This is a genomic window from Saccharopolyspora karakumensis (genome assembly GCF_004349225.1).
Classification (GTDB): Bacteria; Actinomycetota; Actinomycetes; order Mycobacteriales; family Pseudonocardiaceae; genus Saccharopolyspora; species Saccharopolyspora endophytica.
Genome location: NZ_SMLA01000006.1, coordinates 20,086 through 39,732, shown reverse-complemented (window position 1 = coordinate 39,732; position 19,647 = coordinate 20,086). Strand labels below are relative to the sequence as shown.

Annotated in this window: 15 protein-coding genes; 11 read left to right on the top strand and 4 right to left on the bottom strand. The window is 70.5% G+C overall.

Features of this window, described 5'->3' with window-relative positions:
• The first annotated feature begins 152 nt into the window (after nt 1-152).
• The 3 genes from E1202_RS06045 to E1202_RS06035 all read left to right on the top strand — a co-directional run bounded on the left by E1202_RS06045 (nt 153) and on the right by E1202_RS06035 (nt 3,540).
• A complete protein-coding gene (locus E1202_RS06045; RefSeq protein WP_132681565.1) occupies nt 153-1,415 on the top strand; it encodes a sensor histidine kinase in 1,263 nt (420 codons plus the stop codon).
• The gene (locus E1202_RS06040) at nt 1,408-2,067 is read left to right on the top strand and encodes a response regulator (protein ID WP_132681564.1); all 660 of its coding nucleotides are present in this window, start codon (nt 1,408-1,410) and stop codon (nt 2,065-2,067) included. Before E1202_RS06045 ends, E1202_RS06040 begins: the two co-directional genes overlap by 8 nt.
• Nucleotides 2,068-2,751: 684 nt before the next feature.
• Nucleotides 2,752-3,540, top strand: a complete 789-nt coding sequence (locus tag E1202_RS06035; RefSeq protein WP_132681563.1) for a S1 family peptidase — start codon at nt 2,752-2,754, stop codon at nt 3,538-3,540.
• A gap of 121 nt (nt 3,541-3,661) precedes the next feature.
• Here E1202_RS06035 and ileS read toward each other — a convergent pair whose 3' ends face one another.
• Nucleotides 3,662-6,541 carry an isoleucine--tRNA ligase gene (gene ileS, locus E1202_RS06030; RefSeq protein ID WP_132681562.1) on the bottom strand — a complete coding sequence of 960 codons (2,880 nt, stop codon included), beginning with the start codon at nt 6,539-6,541 and terminating at the stop codon, nt 3,662-3,664.
• 93 nt (nt 6,542-6,634) lie between these two features.
• On the opposite strand from ileS, the gene E1202_RS06025 reads away from it, so the two are divergent.
• Nucleotides 6,635-7,414, top strand: coding sequence for an IclR family transcriptional regulator (locus tag E1202_RS06025; RefSeq protein WP_235877774.1), 780 nt, complete (start codon nt 6,635-6,637; stop codon nt 7,412-7,414).
• 36 nt (nt 7,415-7,450) lie between these two features.
• On the opposite strand, the gene E1202_RS06020 is transcribed toward E1202_RS06025, so the two are convergent.
• Nucleotides 7,451-8,218, bottom strand: a complete 768-nt coding sequence (locus tag E1202_RS06020; protein ID WP_132681560.1) for a dioxygenase family protein — start codon at nt 8,216-8,218, stop codon at nt 7,451-7,453.
• Nucleotides 8,219-8,290: 72 nt separating this feature from the next.
• Here E1202_RS06020 and E1202_RS06015 point away from each other — a divergent pair, with 72 nt between their 5' ends.
• The 6 genes from E1202_RS06015 (at nt 8,291) to E1202_RS05990 (ending at nt 17,523) form a co-directional block, all read left to right on the top strand.
• Complete coding sequence (locus E1202_RS06015) at nt 8,291-8,749, top strand: MarR family winged helix-turn-helix transcriptional regulator (protein ID WP_132681559.1); 459 nt, start codon at nt 8,291-8,293, stop codon at nt 8,747-8,749.
• 70 nt (nt 8,750-8,819) lie between these two features.
• The gene (locus E1202_RS06010) at nt 8,820-9,683 is read left to right on the top strand and encodes a fumarylacetoacetate hydrolase family protein (protein ID WP_132681558.1); all 864 of its coding nucleotides are present in this window, start codon (nt 8,820-8,822) and stop codon (nt 9,681-9,683) included.
• Nucleotides 9,684-9,787: 104 nt separating this feature from the next.
• Nucleotides 9,788-12,574, top strand: a complete 2,787-nt coding sequence (locus E1202_RS06005) for a penicillin acylase family protein (RefSeq protein WP_132681557.1) — start codon at nt 9,788-9,790, stop codon at nt 12,572-12,574.
• A 108-nt stretch (nt 12,575-12,682) separates the two neighbouring features.
• Nucleotides 12,683-14,683, top strand: a complete 2,001-nt coding sequence (locus E1202_RS06000) for a hypothetical protein (protein ID WP_132681556.1) — start codon at nt 12,683-12,685, stop codon at nt 14,681-14,683.
• A 104-nt stretch (nt 14,684-14,787) separates the two neighbouring features.
• A complete protein-coding gene (locus E1202_RS05995) occupies nt 14,788-16,260 on the top strand; it encodes an ABC transporter substrate-binding protein (RefSeq protein ID WP_165943750.1) in 1,473 nt (490 codons plus the stop codon).
• 18 nt (nt 16,261-16,278) lie between these two features.
• Nucleotides 16,279-17,523 (top strand): amidohydrolase, encoded by a 1,245-nt coding sequence (locus tag E1202_RS05990; protein WP_132681554.1) that lies wholly within the window; start codon nt 16,279-16,281, stop codon nt 17,521-17,523.
• Nucleotides 17,524-17,582: 59 nt separating this feature from the next.
• Here the strand turns inward: E1202_RS05990 and E1202_RS05985 are convergent, their stop codons facing one another.
• Nucleotides 17,583-18,461: a Vgb family protein gene (locus E1202_RS05985; protein ID WP_132681553.1), complete on the bottom strand. Its 879-nt coding sequence runs from the start codon at nt 18,459-18,461 to the stop codon at nt 17,583-17,585.
• 51 nt (nt 18,462-18,512) lie between these two features.
• The gene (locus E1202_RS05980) at nt 18,513-18,950 is read right to left on the bottom strand and encodes a MarR family winged helix-turn-helix transcriptional regulator (protein ID WP_235877772.1); all 438 of its coding nucleotides are present in this window, start codon (nt 18,948-18,950) and stop codon (nt 18,513-18,515) included.
• An 80-nt stretch (nt 18,951-19,030) separates the two neighbouring features.
• On the opposite strand from E1202_RS05980, the gene E1202_RS05975 reads away from it, so the two are divergent.
• Nucleotides 19,031-19,441: a DUF6010 family protein gene (locus E1202_RS05975; RefSeq protein ID WP_235877770.1), complete on the top strand. Its 411-nt coding sequence runs from the start codon at nt 19,031-19,033 to the stop codon at nt 19,439-19,441.
• Nucleotides 19,442-19,647 lie beyond the last annotated feature (206 nt).

Genomic DNA, 19,647 nt, shown 5'->3' with positions numbered 1-19,647 from the left:
GGAGCCCGCCCTGATCAACACCGCGATTCGTCGGGTGCTGCGGCGACGAAGGTTGTGCCCGCTGACGCCCGGTGCAACTTTCGTCTAGACCTGGGTGGCCTGCGGTGGTGTCCGGCTTCGCAACCGGGCTCGGCGGCCCTAACGTGGGCCTGGTGAAACGACCGCTCTGGCGGCTTCTTTGGAACACACCGCGAGAGGCCGTCTTCGACATCTGCCTGGTCATCGTGCTGTTCGCGTTCCCGCGAATGGTGGCGGGCTACTACCCGACCGATGCGCTGCCGGGCACCTACGACTGGATCGGCGGGCTGTGGTTCAGCCACCTGGCCAACGATCTGCTGTGCCTGGGGCTGCTGGTGCGCCGCCGCTGTCCGGTGGCGCTGCTGTGGGTCGTCGCCGCGCTCTCGGTCGCGCAGGCTCTGCTGATCCAGTTCGGCCCCGGGCCGCTGTTGCAGGTCAACGTGTCCACGGACCCCTGGGTCCCCGGTGCCACGCCGTGGGTGCTCTACGCGGTGATCGTCCACGGGCGCGGGCACCGCTACCTCGCCTGGGCGTTGATCCTCGTGGTGACCGCGATCAGCCTGCGGCTGGGCCACGCGCCCCACCCGGAAGTGGTGATCACCGGTGCGGCCTGGACGGTGTTCCCGATCGTGCTCGGGCTCTACGCCGCCGAGCGCGGCAGGCTCGCCGACGCGCTGCGGGAACGCGCCGAGCGCGCCGAGCACGAGCGCGAGCTGCTCGCCGAGCAGGCCCGCGCCGACGAGCGCGCCCGGCTGGCCGTGGAGATGCACGACGTGGTCACCCACCGCGTCAACCTGATGGTGTTGCAGGCCGGTGCGCTCGGCGTGGTCAGCGACGACCCGGCGGTGCACCGCGCCGCGGAGGACCTGCGCGCCAGCGGCGGCGAAGCGCTCGCCGAACTGCGCGACCTGGTCGGCGTGCTGCGCCGCGGCGACGAGGAGCGCGGCGATGCCGGCGTCGACACCCCCGACGCGGACACGCCCAGCGACGTGCCGGACCTCCGCGAGCTCATCGGCCAGTCCGAGGCCGTGGGCATGTCCGTGCACTTCACGGCGGACGGAGACCCCGCGCCGGTCACCCCGGCGGTCGGCAGGACCGCCTACCGCGTGGTGCAGGAGGGGCTGACCAACGCCCACAAGCACGCGCCCGGCGCCGACGTGCACGTCCGCGTGCTCTACAGCGACGACCGGGTGCGCGTGAGCGTCCGCAACACCGCCCCCACCGGACCCGCGCCCGCGCTCGCCGGCAGCGGAGGGGGAGTGGGGCTGCTCGGGTTGCAGCAGCGCGTCGAGCTCGTCGGCGGGACGTTCCGCTCCGGCGCCACCGACGGCGACGGGTTCGAGGTGGAGGCCATACTGCCCGGGTACGTGCCCACCGAGGAGACCGCCGATGCCTGAGACGATCCGGGTGCTCGTCGTCGACGACGAATCGATGGTCTGCGCGCACCTGCGCACGATCCTCGGCTCCGCGCCCGACATCGAGGTCGTCGACGAGGCGCAGGACGGCGCCGCCGCCGTGGAAGCCGCCGTGCGGCACCGGCCGGACGTCGTGCTGATGGACCTGCGGATGCCCGGCGTCGACGGGCTCACCGCCACCGAGCGGATCTGCGCCATGCCCGACGCTCCCGCCGTGGTCGCGCTGACCACCTTCGACGCCGACAAGTACGTGCTGCGCGCGCTGCGGGCCGGGGCCGTCGGGTTCCTGGTGAAGTCCACGCCGCCGCAGGACCTCATCGGCTTGGTGCGGGTCGCCGCGGACGGGCACACGGTCCTCTCGGAGGAGGCCAAGCGGCGCCTGCTGGCGGCCACCGGCGGGGAGCAGACCGCCCGGGAACGCGCGGTCGGGCTGACCCGCGAGCTCACCGAGCGGGAGATCGAGGTGCTCACCTGCCTCGGTCGCGGCATGTCCAACGCGCAGATCGCCGCGCGGCTGCACCTCTCGGAGGCGACCGTGAAGAGCTACGTGTCGCGGATGCTCGTCAAGCTCGACTGCGAGAACCGCTTGCAGGCCGGGCTCCTCGCCTACGACGCGGGCCTCGTGCCCCGCTGACGCTCGGGACCTGCATGATCGTTAGGCCATCCGGGTGGATTGGTCCAACAGGTTTAACGATCAATCGAGTGAGCTCCACCGATTGGCTCTGGAATATTCCACCCAAGATCGGTACACCATAGGTGACGCGTTCCGAACGGTTGTCGGGGCCGGGAACGCGTCAGCGCCGTCGGTTCGGGGATCGATGGCGCACCGGTCGGAGGGGTCCGGCCGCAACGAGGGTGCCCTCGGCGCAATCGGGGTGCGCCGAGGGTGCCTTTCTCTTCGGGTCCTTGGCGCTGGTCCTCTTGCCGGGCGGTGCGGGTGGCGGAACCTGAGCGGCCCTCTGGGTCCGGGCGCCACTCCTCGAGTATGTCGAAACGCGGCGTCGCGGCGTCCTCCCCAGAGAACCGCTCAGAACCCGCGGCGGTGCGGTTGCTTTGGTGGGGTAAAGAGAAAGCACCTTCGGTGCTTGCCTGACGTTGTGCTCTGCGTTGAGCAATTGTCGCCCGGTGGTTGATATTTTCATTTCCTTGGGCTTGTGACCTGCGGGTTAATGGGGAAAAGCGGCAAAATCCTTCTCTTTCGCGGTTGTTCTCGGGTTGGTTAGTGTTCGATCAAGTTTGCTGCGGGGAGCCGGGTTGGGGGAAGGCAGGCCCTCGGCTCGAGCTCTCGCGGCAAGACCTTCGGACAAGGAGATTCACGATGGTCGATGCCCCACGTCGCCTCGCCCGGATCGCCGGTGTTGCCGCGATCGCCGTCGCCGCGCTCACCTCGGCTTCGGTCGCCCAGGCGGCCCCGGCCGACGTCAACCCGTACATCGTCGGCGGGCAGGACGCCGAGATCGCGGACCACCCGTTCACCGTCGCGCTGACCACGCCCGACGGTCAGCAGTTCTGCGGTGGCTCGCTGGTGTCCCCGACCAAGGTCCTCACCGCCGCCCACTGCACCACCGGTCAGCAGCCCGCCGACATCAAGATCGTCAGCGGCCGCACCACCATGAGCACCACCGAGGGCACGGTTTCCGACGTCACCAACGTCTGGATCCACCCGGAGTACACCGACGCCACCAAGGGCTTCGACGTCTCCGTGCTGACCCTCGGCGCCCCGGTGCAGGAACAGCCCATCGAGCTCGCCACCGCCGACGACGCGGCGTACGCCCCCGACACCCAGGCCACCATCCTGGGCTGGGGCAACACCTCCGAGGGCGGCCAGCAGGCCGACCACCTGCAGATGGCTCAGCTGCCGGTGACCTCGGACGACACCTGCTCCAAGGCGTACCCGGAGTACAGCAACCAGTCGATGGTCTGCGCCGGTGTGCCGGAAGGCGGGATCGACAGCTGCCAGGGTGACTCGGGCGGCCCGATGGTCGCCGACGGTCGCCTGATCGGCGTCGTGTCCTGGGGCCAGGGTTGCGCGCAGCCGGGCTTCCCGGGTGTCTACGCCCGCGTCGGCGCCTACAACGACGTGATCACCGAGCAGATCAACTCCTGACGAGCGACCCGGCCGGGGTTGTCATCCCGCTGGCCCCGGCCGGGCCCGCTGCAGGAACTGTTCAGGGATTGCTCTGTGGAAGAAGGGCCGTGGACGCTCGCTCGCCGTCCGCGGCCTTTCGCTATGCCGGGACCAGCGTCACCGTCATGCCCAGCTTGACGTCGGTGTGCTCGGCGGCGTCGGCGCTCTCGACGACCTCGGTCGCCAGCACGGCCCCGGCGATCTCGTCCCGGTGCGCGCTCAGAGCCGCACCGACCTCCGCGGGACCGCTCCAGCGCAACGAGATCCGGTCGGTGATCTCCCGGCCGTCCTGCTTGCGGCAGTTCTGCACGAACCGGATGATCTCCCGCGCCACCCCGGCCAGCCGCAGCTCCGGCGTGATCGCGGTGTCCAGCGCGATCGAGACCTCCCGCTGCTCCTCCGACGGCCACCCCGTTCCGGCGACGTCGCCGGTGACGACCTCGCGGACGTTGATCTCCTCGGCCAGATCCGCCCGCAGCTCGGCGGGCAGCTCCGGGCTGATCACCGCCGTCGCCAGCGGCTGCCGCACCTTCAGCGCCTCGTCGCGGCGCAACGACCGGCCCGCCACCGCGAGCCTGCGCTCGACGTCGACCAGCGACAGCAACTCCTCGTCGACCGGACCCGGTTCGGGCCAGGCCGCGAGGTGCACGGACTCGGGGAGGTCCGCGGAACCCGGGCGGACGCTGCGCTGCCAGACCTCCTCGGTGAGGAACGGGATGAACGGGGCCAGCAGCCGGGTCAGCACGTCCAGGCATGCGTGCAGCGTGCGCAGGGCGTTGACCTCGCCGTCCCAGAACCTCGGGCGCGAGCGCCGCACGTACCAGTTCGACAGGTCGTCGACGAACTCCGCCAGAACCCGGCCGGCCCCGGCGGTGTCGTAGTCCTCCAAGCGCGAATCCGCCTGCCGCACGACCTGGTTCAGCCTCGACAGCACCCACCGGTCCAGCACCGGCCGCTCGGCCGGCGGATCGGGCTCGGCCCACTCCGACAGCGACGCGTAGCGGTTGAAGAACGACGCCGTGTTCCAGTAGGTCAGCAGCACCTTGCGGACGATCTCGCGCAGCGCCTCGTGCCCCACCCGGCGCGGTGACCAGGGTGAACCGCTGCACAGCATGAACCAGCGCACCGCGTCCGCGCCGTGGGCCTCCATCAGCGGCAGCGGCTCCAGCACGTTGCCCAGGTGCTTGCTCATCTTCCGGCCGTCCTCGGCCAGGATGTGCCCCAGGCACACCACGTTCCGGTAGCTGGAGCGGTCGAACAGCAGCGTCCCGATCGCCATCAGCGTGTAGAACCAGCCGCGGGTCTGGTCCAGCGCCTCGCAGATGTAGTCCGCCGGGTAGTTGCGCTCCAACGCCTCCGCGCTGCCCGGCTCGTGCGGGTAGCCCAGCTGCGCGAACGGCATCGAACCCGAGTCGAACCAGGCGTCGACCACCTCCGGCACCCGCGCGGCCCGCTGCGCGCACTCCGGGCAGGCGAAGGTGATCTCGTCGATGTGCGGCCGGTGCGGGTCGAGCCCGGAGAGATCGCGTCCGGCTCGTTCGCCCAGCTCAGCGCGGGAACCGATGGCCGTCACGTGCCCGTTGGTGCAGCGCCACAGGGGCAGCGGAGTGCCCCAGTAGCGGTTGCGGGACAGCGCCCAGTCGACGTTGCCCGCCAACCAGTCTCCGAAGCGGCCGTGCTTGACGTGCTCGGGGTACCAGCGGGTGTTCTCGTTCTCCCGTTGCAGCGCTTGGTGAATCGCGGTCGTGCGGATGTACCAGGATTGCTGCGCGCGGTACATCAGCGGCGTGTGGCAGCGCCAGCAGTGCGGGTAGGCGTGCTCGATCGTCGCCTCGCCGAGAAGCGCGCCCCGCCGTCGCAGGTCGTCGACCAGGACCGGGTCGGCTTCCTTGAAGAACATGCCGCCGACCAGCGGCAGCGCCGGGTCGAAGCGGCCGTCCGGGCCGAGCGGGTCGACCACCGGGAGCCCGTTCGCGCGGCCGGTCGCGAGGTCGTCCGGGCCGAACGCCGGAGCCAGGTGCACCAGGCCCGTGCCGTCGGTGGTGGAGACGTAGTCGGCGAGCACCACGCGGTGGGCGTCCGGGACGTCCACCAGGTCGAACGGCGGGCGGTAGGCGAGCCCTGCCAGGTCGCGCCCCGGAACGCGTGCCAGCACCTCGCCCTCGACGACGTCGGCCGGCGACTCGGCGACCACGAACGTGCCGCGCTCACCGCGCGCGAGCACGTAGGTGACCTCCGGGTGGACCGCGACGGCGGTGTTGGACACCAGCGTCCACGGCGTCGTCGTCCACACCAGCAGCTCGGCCTCGTGGCCCGCCAGCGGTTCCTCCAGCGGCAGGCGCACGAAAATCGAAGGGTCCCCGACGGTTTCGTATCCCTGCGCGACCTCGTGCGCCGACAACGTCGTCTGGTCCCGCGGGCAGTACGGCGCGGCGCGGTAGTCCTCCACCAGCAGCCCGGCGTCGAAGATCCGCCGCAGCGCCCACCACACGCTGTCGACGTACGAGGCCGACATCGTCCAGTAGGCCGTGGAGAGGTCGATCCAATAACCCATCCGCGTCGTGACGGCCTCGAACTCGCCGACGTAGCGCTGCACCGATTCCCAGCAGCGCGCGTTGAACTCGGCGATGCCCAGGCGCTCCACGTCGGGCTTGCCGGTCAGCCCCAGCTCGCGCTCCACCGCCAGCTCGACCGGCAGGCCGTGGCAGTCCCAGCCCGCCCGGCGCGGCACCCGGAACCCCTTCATCGTGCGGAACCGGGGGAAGACGTCCTTGAACACCCGGGCTTCCACGTGGTGGGTTCCGGGCGTGCCGTTGGCCGTCGGCGGGCCCTCGTAGAACACCCACAGCGGGCCGTCGGCCGTCTGCTCCAGGCTCCGCTCGAAGATCCGGTGCTCGCGCCACCACTCGATGCGCCGCCGCTCGGCCTCCGGCAGATCGATCGCCGAGGCCAGCGGGGGGAACGGAGAAGCCGATCTCATGCCCCCATGGTGGAGCCGCGCGGTCGCTCCTCGCTCGCTGTACTGTTCGGTAGGTCCCGCCCGGGACGACGACGGAGCAGGAGGATTCGAGGGGTGACGGCTGACGAAGCGGCCAGCTCGCACGGGCACAACCTGGTGAAGTCCGCGGACCGCGCGCTGATCATTCTGGAACTGCTCTCCCGGGGGAGGCACCGGCTCAGCGACATCGCTGAGACGCTGCGGCTGCCGCTGTCCAGCGTGCACGGCCTGCTCGGCACCCTCGTGCACCGCGGCTTCGCCGAGTTCGACCCCACCACCCGCACCTACGGCCTCGGCCTCAAGGCCTGGACCGTCGGGCAGGGCTACACCGGGCACCGCGACATCGTCGGCCTGGCGCTGCCGCTGATGGAACGCCTCGCGCAGCAGACCGGCGAGACCGTGCAGCTGTCCCGGCTCGACGGCATCGAGAACGTCTACATCGCCATCGCCGAGTCCCCGCAGCCGATGAAGCTCGTCTCCGCCGTCGGCATGCGGCTGCCCGCGCACTCCGTCGCGCTCGGCAAGGCGCTGCTGGCCGGGCTGAGCGACGACGAGGTCGTCGCCCGCTACGAGGACGTCGAGCTGGAGCGCTTCACCGACAACACGATCACCGCGCTGCCGCAGCTGCTCGCCCAGCTCGACGAGGTGCGCCGCAACGGCTACGCCGTCGACGACGAGGAGTACATCATCGGCTGCCGCTGCCTGGCGGTCCCGATCCGGGACCACGCGGGCGAGGTGGTCGCGGGCATGTCGGTCTCAGCCCCGACTCCCCGCTGCGGCGAGAACTGGACCGAGGAGACCCGGGCTCCGCTCACCGAGGTCGTCGACGCGGTCCACCGCCAACTCCGCCACTGACCACCCGCCGCCCACGGGGCTCGTGTCCGGTGCTGCTCAGCCGAACTGGACCGAGCGCTTGGCCAGGCCCCACCAGAAGCCCTCGATCGGGACGCGCTGGGCGTCGAGGTCCTCGTCCGCGGCGCCGAGGGTGACGAACAGCGGCGCGAAGTGCTCGGTGCGCGGGTGGGCCAGGCGGCCGGCCGGGGCCTTGTGCTCGAAGTCGAGCAGCGCGTCGATGTCGAGCGAGGCCAGGGCGCGGCCGCCCCAGTCGTCGAACTCCACCGACCAGCTCGGCGTCGACGCCGAGCGCAGGGCCGAGAGGTTGTGGGTGAAGAAGCCGCTGCCGACGATCAGCACGCCCTCGTCCCGCAGCGGTGCGAGCGACCGGCCCACGCGCATCAGGGCGGCGGGCTCCAGGGTCGGCATCGAGATCTGCAGGACCGGGATGTCGGCGTCGGGGTACATCTCCTTCAGCGGCACGTAGGCGCCGTGGTCGAGACCGCGATCGGGCACGTCGACCACCGGTGTCTCGGCGCCGCCGAGCAGCGCGCGCACCCGCTCGGCCAGGGCCGGTGCCCCCGGCGCGGCGTAGCGGACGTCGTAGTACCGGTCGGGGAAGCCCCAGAAGTCGTAGACCAGCGGAACGGAGCTGGTCGCGCCGATGGCCAGCGGCGCTTCCTCCCAGTGCGCGGAGATGATCAGGATCGCCTTGGGGCGAGGCAGGTCGGCCGACCAGGCCGCCAGCTCGCCGGGCCAGAGCTCGTCGTCGGCCAGCGGCGGGGCGCCGTGGCTGAGGTACAGGGTGGGCATGCGCTCGGCCATCGGAGACCTCCTCATTCGAATTTGAACCAAATGTACCTCGTAGTTCAAATTCGAACAAGTTAGTATGGGGGAGTGAACGAACCGCGCTGGCTCGACGCCGACGAGATGGCCGCCTGGAACGCCTTCGTCGAGGCGGGCAACCTCGTGAACCGCCGCGTCGAGCAGCAGCTCCGCGAACAGGCGGGATTGTCCCACCCGCAGTACGAGATCCTGGTCCGCCTCTCCGCGGCGCCCGAGGGCGAGATCCGCATGTCCGAGCTCGCCCACCTCGTGGTGACCTCCAAGAGCGGCCTGACCTACCAGGTCACGCAGCTGGAGAAGGCCGGGCTGGTGGGCCGTCGCACCTGCGAGACCGACGACCGGGGCGTCATCGCCCGCCTGACCGAGGCCGGCAGGTGCAAGCTGGAGGAGACCGCGCCGGGGCACGTCGAGCTGGTCCGGGAGCACCTCATCGACGTGCTCGACCGCGACCAGCTGCACGCGCTCACCGATGCCCTGGGCGTGGTCTCGCGCAAGCTGCGCGGGTCTTGACGCGCTCCGTCCGCGCTGATCGGATTTCGCTTGCTTGAACGGGTTTCACACAGGCGAAACGGGGTCGGTCATGAAGTTCCTGAGGCTGGGGTCGTTCTCGGAGGAGCGCCCGCACGTGCTCGACGATCGGGGGCGGCTGTTCGACCTGAGCCCGCTGACCGGCGACATCGACGGCGCGTTCCTCGCGGGTGACGGCGTCGCGCGCACCCGCGCCGCGCTCGCCGCGGGCGAGCTCACCGCCGTCGACGACCCGGCCGACGGCACGGGGATGCGGCTGGGAGCGCCGATCGCGCGGCCGATGGCGGTGCTGTGCATCGGGCAGAACTACGCGGCCCACGCCGCCGAAACCGGTTCCGCCCCGCCGGAAGTGCCGATCCTGTTCTTCAAGCACCCCAACACCGTCGTCGGTCCGCACGACGACGTGGTGATCCCGCGCGACGCCGAGCAGGTCGACTGGGAGGTGGAGCTCGGCGTGGTCATCGGGCAGCGCGCGAGCTACCTCGACAGCGCTGAGCAGGCCCTGTCGCACGTGGCCGGTTACGTGCTGGCCGATGACGTCTCCGAGCGCTCGTTCCAGAAGGAGCAGTCCGGCGGCCAGTGGTCGAAGGGCAAGTGCGCGCCGACGTTCAACCCGGTCGGTCCGTGGTTCGTCCCGGCCGACGAGGTCGCCGACCCGCAGGGGTTGCGGCTGCGCAGCTGGGTCAACGGCGAGCCGAGGCAGGACTCCAGCACCGCCGACATGATCTTCGGCGTCGGCGAGATCGTCCGCCACCTCTCCCAGTACCTGACGCTGGAGCCGGGAGACCTGGTCATCACCGGCACCCCGGAGGGCGTGGCGATGTCCGGTCGCTTCCCGTTCTTGGCGCCGGGTGACGTGGTCGAGATGGAGATCGACGGGCTCGGCCGCCAGCGCAGCGGGGTGAAGTCGGGCTGAGGTTGGGCCGATCGGATCAACAACAATGTGAATATCTTTCAATTCGCCGTCGGGGTGGCTAGCGTGCCGGTGCCGGAGCAGTTCCGCATCGGAAAGGGCGTGGCATGGCGCGACGTTCACTGGTCGTCACCCTCGTGGCGGCCATCGCGGGGTCCCTGTTGCTCGCCCCCGGGGCCCACGCCGAGCCGCCGGAGGACTACTGCCGCCAGCAGTGCCACGACATCCTCCCGCCCGGTCAGAAGGGCCACGCGACCTTCGCCGAGCTGGTCTCGCACATGCTGCTGGGCACCCGCCCGAAGCACTCCGACGACCAGCTCGACAGGTACGACGCGCTGGCGGGCGGGTACCGCGAGCTGACCACCGGCACCATCCAGAACTTCTTCAACGACCACTCCTTCGGCGTGCGGCCGGACGACGTCGAGCGCACCTACCGGCCGCGCGCCGACGTCACCGTCGTCCGCGACAAGACCGCCGGCGTCCCGCACGTCTACGGCGACACCCGCTCCGGAACCACCTTCGGCGCGGGCTACACCACCGCCGAGGACAAGCTGTTCCTCATGGACGCGCTGCGCCACGCCGGTCGCGGCGAGGTGACCCCGTTCGCCGGTGGCGCGCCCGCCAACCGGAAGCTGGAGCAGAGCTTCTTCTCCGTCTCGCCCTACACCGAGCGGGAGCTGCAGGACCAGATCGACCGGGTCGCCGGGCAGGGCGAGCGCGGCCGGATCGCGCTGCAGGACGCGCAGTCCTACGTCGACGGCATCAACGCCTACATCCAGGAATCCCACCGGGGCCGCTACTTCCCGGGCGAGTACGTCGCGACCGGGCACGTGGACCCGGTGACCAACGAGGGCCGCATCGAGCCGTTCGAGCTCACCGACCTCGTGGTGCTGGCGTCGCTGATCGGGGCCCAGTTCGGCGGTGGCGGCGGGGGAGAGGTGGCCAACGCCGTCGCCAGGATGTCGTTGCACGAGCGCTTCGGGCCCGAACGCGGTGAGCAGGTCTGGGCCGCCTTCCGCGCGGAGAACGACCCGGAGGCCATCAGCACGATCCACGACGGGAGCTCCTTCGAGTACGGCAACGCCCCGGCGAACCCCGAGGGCGTGGCGCTGCCGGACCCGGGATCGGTCGCGGACCAGCAGCTCGTCTTCGACCCGACCGGCTCGGCGACCCAACCCGATGAGAAGCCCTCGCGGCCGGTCGTCGACCCCGAGGACCCGCTGCGCGGCATGTTCGACGACGGCGTCCTGCCCGCCGACATGGCCGAGCGCCGGGGCATGTCCAACGCGCTCGTGGTCTCCGGCGCGCACACCGAGAGCGGCCACCCGGTGGCGGTGTTCGGGCCGCAGACCGGGTACTTCTCGCCGCAGCTGCTGACCCTGCAGGAGCTGCAGGGACCGGGCATCTCCTCGAAGGGCGCCTCGTTCGCGGGCCTGAGCTTCTACACGCTGCTCGGCCGCGGCCAGGACTACTCGTGGAGCGCCACCACCGCCTCGCAGGACATGATCGACACCTACGCGGTCGAGCTGTGCTCGCCCGAGGGCGGCCCGGTCACCGAGGACTCGAACCACTACCGCTTCCACGGCGAATGCCTGCCGATGCAGACCGTCGAGCGGCAGAACTCCTGGAAGCCCAACCTCGGCGACGACACCCCGGAGGGCTCCTACCGGCTGGTGTCCTTCCGCACCCGCTACGGGCCCGTGACGCATCGGGCCACTGTGGATGGAAAGCCGGTCGCCTACACCACCGCCCGGTCGACCTACCTGCACGAGGTGGACTCGATCATCGGGTTCCAGAAGTTCAACGACCCGTCGGCGGTGTCCTCGGCGGAGGACTTCCAGCGCGCGGCGCACGACATCAACTACACGTTCAACTGGTTCTACGCCGATTCCCGCGACACCGCGTACTTCAACTCGGGCGCGAACGTGGTGCGCCGGCCCCACGTCGACCCGAGCATGCCGATCGCCTCGGACCCGGCCCACGAGTGGCCGGGCTGGGACCCCGAGACCAACACCGCGACCTACCAGCCCTTCGCCGAGCACCCGAACTCCGTCAACCAGGACTACTACATCAGCTGGAACAACAAGCAGGCCCCGGGAACCGCGGGCGACCGCGCGGAGAAGGGCGCGGTGCAGCGCGGCGATCTGCTCGATCGCCGGGTGCGCGAGCAGATCGCCTCGGGTGACGAGTTCAGCCGTGCCGAGCTCGTGCGGGCCATGGCCGACGCCGCCGTCACCGACCTGCGCGCCGAACGGGTCCTGCCCGACCTGCTGCGCGTCGTCGGCGAACCCGACGAGCGCTCGAAACCGCTGGTCGAGGAGCTGCGCGCGTGGCTGGCCGACGGCGGCAAGCGCACCGAGACCTCGCCGGGCAGCAAGACCTACGCGCACGCCGAGGCCATCGAGCTGTTCGACGCGTGGTGGCCGCTGCTGGTCCGCGGCGAGTTCGAGCCCGCCGTCGGAACGCCCGCCTACCAGGCGATGACCGCGATGATGCAGATCAACGAGTCGCCGTCGGGCTGGCAGAACGGCGAACCCGGGCTGCACGTCGGCCAGGGCCACCAGGGTTCGACGTTCCAGTTCGGCTGGTTCGGCCAGGTCTCCAAGGACATCCGCGCCGTCCTCGGTGAGCAGGTCCCGGGCGGCTTCGGCGCACCGCTGTGCGGCGGTGGCGACCGGGGCGCGTGCCGCCAGATGCTGCTCGACACCCTCGCCCAGGCCGCCGCGACCCCGTCGGAGGAGACGTACCCGGGCGACGCCGAGTGCGACCCCGGCGACCAGTGGTGCGCGGATTCGATCGTGCAGACCAAGGTCGGCGGCATCGACCAGGACAAGATCTCCTGGCAGAACCGCCCCACCTACCAGCAGGTCATCGAGTTCCCCGCCCACCGCTGAGCCGTTCGCCGCAAGGCGTTCTCGGCGAAACGGCCCCACGCGGTCTGCCCGCCCCCGTAGAATCGACGGTCCATTCGGGCAGCGGTGTCCGAGGCGGAGGGGATGCGGATGACGGAGCCCGTGCGGTTGACCGACAGCGCCATGCTCGCCCGACGCCTCTTGTGGAACCGGGCCACTGACGAACCTTCCAGCGCTCAGCCCATCATGGTGCTGCTCGGACCGACCGGTTCGGGCAAAACCCGCGCGTTGCAGTCCATTTCGCAGGACTGCGGCAACGGGGTGGTGCACGCCAAGCCGTTCGACTTCGGGCGCGAGCAGCCCGCGACCACGGTCGTGGCGCTGGCCGCGATCTCCGAAGACCTCTCCCGTCGCTGGCGGGCCCGGCGCAGCGCGAAGTTCACCCGCTTCGCGCTCGGGCTGGTCGCCGTGCAGGCCAACCTCGACACCTTCGACCGGGTCAAGGCCAGGGCCGAGATGAGCGCGGCGCTGCGCGAGTTCGCCGAAAGCCCGCGTGCGAACGACATCGCAGGTCAGGTGGACCTTACCGCCGACGCGGCCGAACCGATGCTGGACCCGGTGCTGGTCACCGCGGCGAAGTTGGTGCTGCCGCGGCTGATCCGCACGATCGGCCGGAGATCGCTGGCCGGTGCCAAGCGCTGGCACGCCGACATCCCGGAGGCCGAGGGCGCCGAGCCGCTGGACGCGCTGGTCCAGCTCAGCCGGCGGGCCCGCAACGAACCGGAGGCCATGACGGCCTGGCTGACCTCGGCTTTCCTGGCCGATGTGCGGGAGAGCCACCCGGTGATGGCGCGTCCGGAACTGGGCAGCCCGTGCTCCTGCGAGAACGAAGCGGGCAAGATCCACTCGCACAACTGGGTGGTGCTGCTGGACAACCTCGACCACCCCGGCGGGTACGAGTTCCTCAGCGACATCATCGCCGCGCGCGAACGACATCTCAGGCAGCACAACGAGCACGACCCGCTGCTGTTCATCGGCACCAGCGGCCGGTGGAACCCCGAGTGGGAATCGCACTGGCACGCACCGTGGAAGTCCGCTGCCACCAGATCCGACGAGGTCCTGGTGGTGCCGCGCTGCCGCGACGCGGGACACTGGCGCAACAACTCCGAAGTGGACAGACCGCAGGCGCCGGTGCACCCGGTGCTGCTGGAACCGCTGGAGATCGAGGAGACCGCGGCCCTGATCGGGCGCAGCCCGTACTTCAGCGAGGCCAAGCTCGCTCAGCGCGCCACCGCCGGACTCCCGAAGGCGGTCGAGGCGGTCTCCGACATACTGCCCACCGCCCGGTTGCGGGAAGGCAGGCGCGACATCCTCGAACCCGCGGAGTCCACCCCCGAGGCGTGGCAGCAACGCCTGACCGATCTGCGCGTCTCCGAACAGCTGCAGGACGTGGACCTCGCGGAATTCGTCAACGCGGCTCCGTTCGCGACCGCCCCGTGGCTGGTCCCGGCCGAGTCGACCAGCCTCGTGTCGCTGCCGCAGACCGGCCGCATCCTCACCGAGCTGCGCAGCGCGCTGTGGGTGATCGCCCCGGACCGCGACAGCGGGACCGAAGACCAGTCCCTGCTGCACCCGTGGATCGCCCGGACGCTGCTGTTCGCCCTCAACGCGCGCGGTGAGCAGGACGGCGGCTCGTACGAGACGCAGTTCAAGGCGCTGCTCAACGACCCGCACACCCGGCGCGACCTCGCCCGCACCTCCTACTGCCTGCTCGCGCTGGGCCGGTTCGGCGAGGTCGTCGACACCCTGCACGAACGCTTCGACCAGGTGTCGCACCAGAAGTGGGTCGACCTGCTGGTCCTGGTCACCAGCGCGCCGGACGACAAACCGCTGCAGCGCGACAACGCCCAGGTCTACGCCGACCTCGTCGAGCAGGATCTGCGGGACGGCCCCGCCGAGCGGGACCAGGTGCGCAACGTGCTCGCCCGGTTGATCGCCGCGTACTGGCTGATCGCGAATCCGCTGGCCGGTCCCGACCGGGAGCGCAAGAACATCGTCGTGCAGAGCTTCCACGAACTGGCACCACTGTCACACCGCCCGGACGTCGCGGCGCTCTACGAAGCCGCGCGCCGTGCTGACCAGCTGTTCTGACCCTTCGGATTGGACCGGTCATGCCCCTGTTCCGAAGCTCCACCTCGTCCGCCCCGGTGCAGCCCCGATCCTGGCTGCGCCGCCACAAGTTCTTCGCCGCCGCAGTGGTCGTCGTGGTGGTCGCCGCCGGCCTGGCGGTCTGGCAGCCCTGGGAACCGTGCGGAAACGGGATGAGGACGGTCGGAACGTCGTCCGACTGCGTCGGGATCGACGTCGACAACACCTCGTTCGGTGACAACGACGCCACACGCGACCTGAGGGCGCTGATCGACGAGCACAACGCGAAGGTGGCCGGGCAAGACTCCGTCACCGTGGTGGTGCTGGACAACATGACCCCGAGTACCCAGACCGACAGCATCGACGCGAAACAAGTGCAGCACGGTGTGGCGGGCGCGCTCGCCGCCGCCTCGCGGGCCAACACCGAGCAGGTCGCGAGGGAGACCTCGCCGCAGGTGAAGCTGAAGCTGGCCAACTACGGCGCCTCGAACGAGGAGGCGGAGGTCGCCGCGCAAGCGATCATCGACGCGCGCGCCAGCGAGCGCATCGTCGCGGTCGTGGGGTTGGGGCAGAGCCTGAGCCACACCCGATTGGCGGCGACCAGGCTGTCCGATGAGGGTCTTGCGGTGGTCAGCGGGATGGCGAGCGCCGACGACATGAATCGGCGCTTCCAGGACGACTCGACGCACACCGAGCGGTTCTACCGAATCACTCCGACCAACATCGACGCGGCCAAGGCCGCCGTGGGTTATCTGAAATCCCGCAAGGGAAAGCTCGTGCTCGTCCACGACACGAATTCCGGCGACATCTATTCGCGCACGCTCGCCGAAGCGTTCAGGAGCGCCTACTGGACGGAGTTCGGCGAACGGCCCGGTGAAGAGGATTACAGCTCCCCGACGGATCTGGTCGGCATCTCGCGCGAGAAGTACATGGAGGACATGTTCGCCGACGTCTTCGCCAGGATCTGCACCGAGCAACCCGACCAGGTCTACTTCGCCGGCCGGGGGGCCGACCTGGCGGTGTTCCTGAAAACCATTGCGTCGAGCGGCATCTGCGTCAACGATCTCAACCTGGACGTCATCACCAGCGATGATGCCAGCGCCCTCGTGCACCGGCCGCTGCCCGAATTCGCGCCGAAGCGGGTCAGGGTCTTCTACACCAGCGTCGCGACTCAGGGGCAGTGGGACCACGCCGACCCGCCTCAGCCGGACAGCCAGGCCCAGTACCGCAAGTTCGAGGACGCGTTCAACCGGCTGGGGTTGACGGACAACGATCCCCTGACCGACGGTTACGCGATGTCGGTGCACGACGCGCTGCTGGTCGCCACGGCCGCCGCCCGCGGGTTCGAGGCTCCAGCGGAGAACTACAAGCAGGTGTCGAACTGGATCAAGAAGTTCGATTGCAAGGGCCCGTTCTCCGGCGTCACCGGCGAGATCGCTTACCAGAACGATACTGCGAGGCAAGGGAACCCGGTGGGCAAGGCGATGCCGATCATGCGTCTGGAGCCGAACGGACATCCGGTTCAGGAGAGCCTGGTCTGGCCTTCCGGGCAGCCGTTCGGCCCGCAATCATGCGAGTAGTCGGCGCACGGAGGGATCATGGACGAGGTTTTTCGGCGGTTGGACGACATCCGCGACGACCTGACGGCGCTGTACAAGGACCTGCACGCGCATCCTGAGCTGTCGTTCCAGGAGCACCGCACGGCTGCCGAGGTCGCCCGGCGGCTGGAGGCGCTGGGGCTGGAGGTCACCTCCGGCGTCGGGCGAACCGGCGTGGTGGGGGTGCTGCGCAACGGGGCCGGGCCGACGGTGCTGCTGCGCGCGGACTTCGACGCGCTGCCGGTGCTGGAGCAGACCGGGCTGGACTACGCCAGCGAGCAGCGGGCCACCGCCGCCGACGGCTCGGAGGTCCCGGTGATGCACGCTTGCGGTCACGACATGCACGTCGCCAGCCTGCTGGGCGCGCTGGACCTGCTGATCGCGGCGCGTTCTCGCTGGTCGGGGACGGTGGTGGCGGTGTTCCAGCCGGCCGAGGAGATCGGGGCCGGGGCGCGGGCGATGATCGACGACGGGTTCCTGGAGCGCTTCCCGCGACCGGACGTCTGCCTCGGGCAGCACGTGTTCCCGTTCCAGAGCGGGTTCGTGGGCATGATGAGCGGGCCGAGCATGTCTGCCGCGGACAGCCTGAAGATCACCATGTTCGGTCGCGGTGGGCACGGGTCGCAGCCGCAGAACGCGATCGACCCGGTGGTGATGGCGTCGGCGACGGTGATGCGGCTGCAGACGGTCGTCTCCCGCGAGGTCGCCGGTGATGACACCGCCGTGGTCACCGTCGGATCGATCCGCGCGGGAACCAAGGAGAACATCATCCCTGACCAGGCGGAGCTGCTGGTCAACATCCGGTCCTTCGACGAGCGCGTTCGCGAGCGGGTCCTGGCGGCCGTCCGCCGCATCGTCCGCGCGGAGGCGATCGCGTCCGGTGCCGAGCGAGAGCCGGAGTTCGAGCAGCTGACCCGGTTCCCGCTGCTGGTCAACGACCCCGACGCCACCTCCCGGACCACCGGCGCCCTGCGCGCCGCGCTGGGCGACCACGCGGTGCTCGACCTGCCGCCCGCCATGGCCAGCGAGGACGTCGGATTGTTCGGCGCGGCGGCGGGAGTCCCCACCTGCTACTGGTTCTTCGGCGGCACGGAGCCCGGCCGCTTCCAGCGGGCCCTGGCCGATGACCGGGTGGCGCAGGAGATCCCGGCCAACCACGCGCCGGGTTTCGCCCCGGAGATCGAGCCGACCCTCACCACCGGGGTCAAAGCCCTCACCGCGGCCACCCTCGAATGGCTCGCCTGAACCGCCGGAACTCGAGCGCTCGCTGAGGCGGGGTGGTGCGAACCGACCGTTGTGCCGGGTCAGTTCGCGCCACAACCGCCGCGAGCGAGCGCTCCGGATTCAAGGGCGACCCAGAGCGTCCCGTCGGGAGCGAGGGTGAGCCCGTGGGGCTCGGAGGACAGGTCGGGGAGCGCGTGGGTCTCGACGTGCCCATCGGGGGTGACGTGACCGAGGCGGCCCGTGGCCCACTCGGTGAACCAGCAGGTCCCGTCGGGTGCGGCGATGATCGCGTGCGGCCGGGCGGCGCGGTCGGGGAGCGGGAACTCGGCGATGTCGCCGTCGGGCCGGATGCGGCCGACCTGACCGGCGCCGATCTCGACGAACCACAACGCGTCCTCGGTGGCGGTGAGTCCGACCGGTGCCGCGTTCTCGGTGGGCAGCGGGAAGGCCTGCACCTCGCCGCCGGTGCTGATGCGTCCGATCGCGTTGGCCTGGTTCAGGGTGAACCACAGCGCCCCGTCCGGGCCGCTGGTGATCACCGAGGGGAATCCGCCCGGCTCGGGCAGGGCGTGCTCGGTGATCCGGCCGTCGACGGTGATCCGGACGATCCGGTCGGTGCTCATCGCCGTGAACCACAACGCCGAATCCGGACCGACCGCGAGCCCGTACGGGTTGGCGCCGGGCACGTCGAACCCGGTCACCGAACCGTCGGTCCCGATCCGCCCGATCCGGTTGCCCTGGTACAGGGTGAACCACAACGCGTCGTCAGGTCCGGCGACGATCACCGTCGGCCGGGAATCCGCCGGTCCGACCGGGAATCCCCGGTAGCTCCCGTCGGGGTCGAGCCGGCCGACCCGGCCGTGGTGCACCTCCGTGCACCAGATCGCACCGTCCGGACCCGCCGCGACCCCGTAGGGCCCGCACCCGGTTTCGCCGACCGGGATCTCCACGAATTCCACCCGCGCAGCCTTCACGACGAACGCGCCTGCGACAACTGGATTTCCGCCGCCTCACTCCTGCGGTGAGGCGAAGGCGGTGATGAGCGCCCGGGTCAGGACCGGGCGGTCTTCGGCCGGGACGGCGGCGAGGAGCTTCTCGTCGGTCTCCGCGATGACGGTGCGGGCCGTCGCGCGGAGGGATTCGCCGTGCTCGGTGACCTGGAGCCGGGCGGTCCGGCCGCGGCCCGCCTCGGTGGTGCGCTCGACGGCGCCGAGGGCTTCGAGCTGGTTGAGGGTGGCCTGCATGCTCTGCGCGGTGACCCCGGCGCGGCGGGCGAGCTCGCTGTAGGACAGCCCTGGCTCGTGGGCGAGGTGGCCGAGCGCGGAGAGGTGCCGCAGCGACAGACCGCTGGTGCGGAGCTCGCGCTCGACCTGGTCTCTCAGTTTCCGCCCCAGGTTCATGATCAGGAAGGTCGGGCTCGGCGGCGGTGCGCCCTCGGGGAAGCTCACCGGACCATCCTCCCACCCTTGTCGCGGTTCCAGCCTGGCTGTAACTTACAGTTTCAGCCAGGCTGGAACTAGGAGGGCTCGTGGATACCGCGATCAACCTGATCTCGCCCGTGATCATCGCCGTCGTCTACATCGCGCTGTGCTCGCTGCTGCCCGAGCCGACCAGGCAGAAGTTCAACGCGCTGATGATCGCCGGAGCCGGGGCCGTCTACACCTCCGGCGGTGGGATGGGAGCCTGGGAACTGGCGTTCACCGCGGTGCTGACCTTCTGCGCCTACAAGGGGCTGACGGACTACCGCTGGATCGGCCTCGCGTGGCTGCTGCACACCGCGTGGGACGTCGTGCACCACGTCAAGGGCGCGCCGATCATCCCGGCCTTCGCGCACTCGTCCCTCGGCTGCGCCCTCTGCGACCCGATCCTGGCCGTGTGGATGTTCCGCGGTGCTCCGGCGATCCAGACCTGGCTGACGCCGAAGCGCGTGGCCGTGTGATCAGGGCGCAGGGGGTCCATCAGCAGGTCGATCAGCCGACCGGCCTGCTCGGGCCGGTCGGTGCCGCAGGAGAGGAAGATGCCGACGATCCCGGCCACGACGTCCTCGGGGAGCACCCGGGCACCGCCGATCCCACCTCGACGACAACATCGCGGCCGGGGACGTGCGGGTGAGCGCCGACGCCCAGTCCGAGCTGGACGCGCTCG